The 5,055-nt window shown below is 67.3% G+C and carries 6 protein-coding genes; 2 read left to right on the top strand and 4 right to left on the bottom strand.

Going from position 1 to position 5,055, the window contains the following annotated elements; genetic code table 11:
* Positions 1–67 precede the first annotated feature (67 nt).
* Complete coding sequence (gene blaL1 / locus ABGA94_RS18850; RefSeq protein ID WP_375367919.1) at positions 68–937, bottom strand: L1 family subclass B3 metallo-beta-lactamase; 870 nt, start codon at positions 935–937, stop codon at positions 68–70.
* Between the two features lie 203 nt (positions 938–1,140).
* On the opposite strand from blaL1, the gene ABGA94_RS18845 reads away from it, so the two are divergent.
* Together ABGA94_RS18845 and ABGA94_RS18840 are read left to right on the top strand one after the other, a co-directional pair.
* On the top strand, positions 1,141–1,407 hold the full coding sequence (locus ABGA94_RS18845; protein ID WP_005416705.1) for a hypothetical protein: 267 nt from the start codon (positions 1,141–1,143) through the stop codon (positions 1,405–1,407).
* Between the two features lie 9 nt (positions 1,408–1,416).
* On the top strand, positions 1,417–2,589 hold the full coding sequence (locus ABGA94_RS18840; RefSeq protein WP_375367918.1) for a low temperature requirement protein A: 1,173 nt from the start codon (positions 1,417–1,419) through the stop codon (positions 2,587–2,589).
* Between the two features lie 69 nt (positions 2,590–2,658).
* Here ABGA94_RS18840 and ABGA94_RS18835 read toward each other — a convergent pair whose 3' ends face one another.
* The 3 genes from ABGA94_RS18835 to ABGA94_RS18825 are packed head-to-tail and all read right to left on the bottom strand — an operon-like array spanning position 2,659 to position 4,896.
* Entirely contained in the window at positions 2,659–3,210 is a 552-nt protein-coding gene (locus ABGA94_RS18835; protein ID WP_164229126.1) for a DUF1697 domain-containing protein, read from the bottom strand.
* Positions 3,207–3,848 (bottom strand): response regulator transcription factor, encoded by a 642-nt coding sequence (locus tag ABGA94_RS18830; protein ID WP_005416702.1) that lies wholly within the window; start codon positions 3,846–3,848, stop codon positions 3,207–3,209. The genes ABGA94_RS18835 and ABGA94_RS18830 overlap by 4 nt, the downstream gene beginning before the upstream one ends.
* Entirely contained in the window at positions 3,841–4,896 is a 1,056-nt protein-coding gene (locus ABGA94_RS18825; RefSeq protein ID WP_375367917.1) for a sensor histidine kinase, read from the bottom strand. Before ABGA94_RS18825 ends, ABGA94_RS18830 begins: the two co-directional genes overlap by 8 nt.
* Positions 4,897–5,055: the final 159 nt, after the last annotated feature.

Genomic DNA, 5,055 nt, shown 5'->3' with positions numbered 1-5,055 from the left:
CGTAGAGCCGAGCCCACGCTCGGCTGTGTTTGGCCGGCAAGCCGAGCATGGGCTCGGCTCTACGGGATCAGCGTGCTGCGGCCGTTTCCTTGGCCAACTGCGCGTCGAACTTCTTCTCGGCCGCATCCGCGTAGGCCTTGCAGTTCAGTGCCTTGTCGCTGGCCTTGCTGCCAGCGGCATAGTTCCAGTTGCTGGCGCCCGGATGCGGGGTCAGCAACAGGTCGCAGGGCAGGCCGCGCACCGTAGCGAAGCTGCGCCGGTAGTCCTCGACCAGGTGGGGATAGCGGGCGTTGCCCTGCAGCTGGTAGCCCGGCGCACTCAGGCTGTCGGCGTAGGCGATGCGCACCGGCTTGCCATCGCGGGTATCGGTCCAGGTCCAGGCGGTGCTGCCCGGGGTGTGCCCCGGCATGAAGTGTGCGGTGAACGCGATGCCACCCACCGTGACCACTTCGCCATCCATGATGATCCGGTCGGTGCTGGCCGGCGGAAAGGTGATGCTGTCGCCAAAGTGCAGGTCGTTGCTGCCGCCGCGCGCCAGCAGCACCGCTGATTCGGCGTTGGCTGCCACCATCGCACCGGTACGGCGCTTCAGTTCTGCCACCGGGCCCGCATGGTCGGCATGCGCATGGCTGAGCAGGATCAAGCGCAGGTCCTGCGGCGCCACGTCGCGCACCTTCATGTTGCTGATGAGGTGGCTGGCCATCTGCGGCATGCCGCCGTCGAGCAGCACCGCGCCGTCGGCGGTCTGCACCAGTAGCGCGGTCAGGTCCTCAGTGCCGATCTGCCAGGTATGGTCGGCGATCTGCAGCGGCGCCATCGGCTGCAGCCAGGATGGGTCTACGGTGTAGGCCTGCAGCTGTGGCAGCGGTGTGTCGGCGGCAGTGACATCAAAGGCAAGTGTGGCAGTCAGGGCAAGGGTCGTCAGGCAACGGCGCATGGCGGAGAGGAGTCTGGATAGGGTCGGATGAAGCTAGCACGTACCCTGGACGGCCCGTTTCGCGAATAACTCATGGCTGCCATAAGGTTCGCCGCAGCCGATGCCGGGATTGTTCGCTTGCTCTGGACTGTGAATCCATCTCCACGGGCTGTTGCGCACAATCGGCCGGGGCTAGCCTGTTCCCAGGCTCAAGGAGGTGGACCATGCATGTGCTCATGGTGATGCTCGGCGGCGTGCTCCTGCTGGGCGTGTTCCTGCTGTTTGGCCGTCTCTGGAGCGTGGGCACCTCGCAGCTGCCCACGGCGCTGATCGCCTTCATCGCTACCTGGCTGCTGGTGGCCGTGGCCAACATGTGGGTGGGGGTCAGCAAGGCCGGTTACGCGGTACGCGAGGAGTTGCCGATCCTGTTGCTGGTGTTTGCCGCGCCGGCTTTGCTGGCCGGTTTCCTGTACTGGCGCCTGGCGCGCTGAAGGAGTTCCATGCGTACCCGACTGCGCTTGCCCGCGCTGCGCCACCGCGACGGCCACCATGCCCGCGTGACCTACGAAGAACTGTTCTTCGATCTGGTCTACGTATTCGCGGTCACCCAGCTCAGCCACCATCTGCTGCACCACCTGGACCTGGCCGGTGTACTGCAGACGCTGGTGCTGTGGTTCGCGGTCTGGCTCGGCTGGCAGTACGCGTGCTGGGTCAGCAACTGGTTCGACCCGGAGGTGCCGCGCATCCGCGGCCTGCTGTTCGCCACCATGCTGCTGGCGTTGTTGATGTCCTCGTCCATTCCCGAGGCGTTTGCCGATCGTGCGTGGATCTTCGCCGGGGCGTACGCCACGATGCAGGTCGGACGCACCGCGTTCGTGCTGCTGGAGGTCGGCCGGAGCCATCCGTTGGCACCGAACTTCCGCCGCATGCTGGCCTGGGTCAGCGTGTCGGCCTGCTTCTGGCTGGCCGGCGCGGCGGCCGAGGGCAACCTCCGCCTGGCATTGTGGGCGTTGGCGGTGGCCTGCGAATACATCTCGCCGATGTTCGGCTTCGCGTTCCCGGGCATGGGCCGTTCGCACACCCGCGACTGGACCATCGAGGGCGGACACCTGGCCGAACGCTGCCAGCTGTTCGTCATCGTCGCACTGGGCGAGACGTTGCTGGCAACCGGGGGCGTGCTCAGCGACGTCGAGCATTGGAGCCTGGAAGTGGTTTCAGCGGTGTTGGCCACCTTCGCCGGCACGATTGCCATGTGGTGGCTGTACTTCGGCATCTCCAGCCGCGATGCCACAGAGGCCATCACCCACGCCGAAGACCCCGGGCGGATGGGCGCCAACTTCCACTACGTGCATGCATTGCTGATCGCCGGCATCATCGCCACGGCGGTGGGCAATGATCTGGTCATGGACCATCCGGGGGTGGCCGTCACCCCGGTTTACGTGACCGTGATGGTGGCAGGCCCGCTGATCTATCTGCTGGGCAGTGCCCTGTACAAGCGCGTGGTCTATGGGCACGCGCCGCGCTCGCATCTGCTGGGCGCGGTGGCGCTGCTTGTGCTGGGGCTGATGCTACCGCACGTGCATCTGCTGGCCGCCGGATGGCTGACCAGCCTGGTGCTGCTGGGCGTGGGGCTGCTGGATACGCGATTGAAGCGCCGCTTGCAGCGGGCGTGATCCGTTGGGTCCGCCCACTGCTTCAGCCTTCACGGAGCGCGAGCGCGGCGCAGTGCCTGAAGGTCGACGCTACCGCCTCCGGCCAGCACGCGGATTGCTGGCAGGCGAGGTAAGCGCTGCGGCCATCACTGCAAGCTTGCCGATTGTGTTCATATTGCGGGCGGTGCCGTGCTGGGCATAGGGCACCCGCAAGCGCGAGTCGGCCATGCCGGCACCGTAGTGGATGAAGATCTCGCGCGTGCCGAGTGCGAGCTGTTCATCGCGCCGGCCGGTCACGCCGTCCAGCGGATCGGCAGGCAGGCTGCCGTCGAGGAACAGCGCGACCACACGGTTGCCGGCGGCCTGCGCAAACGGGTTGCGTGCCACCACGCCTACGATCTCGTTGGCCGAGCGCACCAGCACGCCCACAGGCTTGCCGGCGTACGCCTGCAGCCGTTGGGCGAGGGCCTCCCGTACGGTGGATTCATCAAGCCCGCTGCGGAACACCACATTGCCGCTGGCGATGTAGGTGCGGACATCGGCGAAGCCTGCGTCCTCGCACATCGCCACCAGTTCGCGCATCGGCAGCTTGCCGGTGCCGCCGACGTTGACCGCGCGCAGCAGCGCGACGTGGACGTTCATGGCGTACCCGCCTGCAGGCGGTCGTACATGCGCACCAGGTCAACCAGGGTGCGTGCGCCCATCTTGCGCATCACCTGCGCACGGCGCACCTTCACCGTGATCTCGCTGACGCCCAGGTCGCCGGCGATCTGCTTGTTGAGGCGGCCGCGCACCACGCCATCGACCACCTCGCGCTCGCCGGCATTGAGGGTGTCCCAGCGCAGCTGCAGCGCGCCGAGTGCCTCGCCCTCACGGCGGCGCTGGCGGTCGATCTCGATGCCCTTGTGGATGGCGTCAAGCAGTTCCTGGTCACGGAAGGGCTTGGTGAGGAATTCGATGGCGCCGTCCTTGATCGCGTTGACGCCCATCGCGATGTCGCCGTGGCCGGTGATGAACACCACCGGCAGCTGCAGGCCGTGGCTGCCCATCGTGCGATGGAATTCAAGACCGCTCTGGCCGGGCATGCGCACGTCCAGCACGAGACATGCCGGTGCGTCTTCCAGCGCGTGTTCGAGGAAGGCCTGGGTGGAGGCGAAGGCCCGCACCTGCAGGCCCATCGAGGCCAGCAGGTCTTCCAGTGCCGCGCGCACCGACGGATCGTCGTCGACCACATAGACGATGGGTGCCCGATCGGGGTTGGCGGCAGTGGGCTTACGCATGGTGGGCGTCCGTGGCAATGGGCAGGTCGAACACAAAGCAGGCACCGCCGCCTGCCGGTCGTTCGGCACGGATCTGGCCGTCGTTGGCTTCGATCATCGAGCGGCTCAGGCTGAGACCCAGCCCCAGACCGTGCGACTTGGTGGTCCAGAAGGCATCGAAGACGCGTTCGGGATGATCGGCGGGCAGGCCGACACCGCGATCACGGACGCTGAGGCTGACCCGCTGGCCGTCGCGCCGGGTCAGCAGGGACAAGCGCCGGTCGGCGGTGGGCACGGTCTCCATCGCGTCCACCGCATTGAGGATCAGGTTGCCGATCACCTGCTGCACCTGCACGCGGTCGGCCTGCACCGGTGGCAGTTCGGCGTCCAGCAGCAGCGCCACGGCCACGCCATGCCGGTCCAGCTCGCTGCGCGACAGCGCCAGCATTTCCTCCACCGCCTCGTTCAGATCGAAGGCGCGTCGCTCCGGTGCCGCGCCCTGGGTCAGGCCGCGGATGCGGGCGATCACGTCGCCTGCGCGGTGTGCATCGGCCAGGATGCGGGCCACGGTCTGCCGGGCCTTGTCCACGTTCGGTGGGTCCTGCGCGAGCCAACGCTGGCAGGCTTCGGCGCTGCTGGCGATGGCCGCCAGCGGCTGGTTCACTTCATGCGCGATGGAGGTGGTGAGCTCGCCCACGGTGGAGGCGCGCGCAACGCGCAGCAGGCGGCCCTGTGCTTCCTGCACGGCGGCCTTGGCCGCTTCCATGTTCAGCGCGAGGTAGGTGGTGATGCCGATCACCAGCATGCCGATGACCGAGTTGACCAGGCCGATGCGATAGGTGCCGAAGCGGGTCAGGAAGAAGCTCAGCCCGGTCAGCGCGATGCAGGTAATGGCCAGGGTGATCAACCCGCGTGCGCCCAGCACGCGCGATGCGGCCAGGATGACCGCCGCGTAGAAGCAGGCAGCGGCAACCGCGTAATCGGTGACGGTGTCGATCAGGAAGATCGCCGCCATCACAACGATCAGGACCAGCAGCACCAGTGGGCGGCGGGGCGACAGCGATGGCATCGGGACGGCTCCCTGGCGTGGGGTGAAAGGATAGCAAAGCCGCCATCGGTGGATGCCGGCCTTGGTCGGCACCGGTCAAAGCGATGCCTGGTAGTGCCGGCCGCTGGCCGGCATCTGCACGGTGCTTCCGGAGATCACGGGGTTGCCGGCCAGCGGCCG

The organism is Stenotrophomonas sp. 3diitr2024 (assembly GCF_042136455.1).
Classification (GTDB): domain Bacteria; phylum Pseudomonadota; class Gammaproteobacteria; order Xanthomonadales; family Xanthomonadaceae; genus Stenotrophomonas; species Stenotrophomonas sepilia.
The sequence above is the reverse complement of the archived record's forward strand: the minus strand, read 5'-3'. Positions and strand labels throughout refer to the sequence as shown.

Excerpts from the sequence above, each read along its gene's own strand:
- ABGA94_RS18845 (WP_005416705.1), top strand. The coding sequence starts at position 1,141 with ATGCATGTGCTCATGGTGATGCTCGGCGGCGTGCTCCTGCTGGGCGTG.
- ABGA94_RS18840 (WP_375367918.1), top strand. The coding sequence starts at position 1,417 with ATGCGTACCCGACTGCGCTTGCCCGCGCTGCGCCACCGCGACGGCCAC.
- blaL1 (WP_375367919.1), bottom strand. The coding sequence starts at position 937 with ATGCGCCGTTGCCTGACGACCCTTGCCCTGACTGCCACACTTGCCTTT.
- ABGA94_RS18835 (WP_164229126.1), bottom strand. The coding sequence starts at position 3,210 with ATGAACGTCCACGTCGCGCTGCTGCGCGCGGTCAACGTCGGCGGCACC.
- ABGA94_RS18825 (WP_375367917.1), bottom strand. The coding sequence starts at position 4,896 with ATGCCATCGCTGTCGCCCCGCCGCCCACTGGTGCTGCTGGTCCTGATC.
- ABGA94_RS18830 (WP_005416702.1), bottom strand. The coding sequence starts at position 3,848 with ATGCGTAAGCCCACTGCCGCCAACCCCGATCGGGCACCCATCGTCTAT.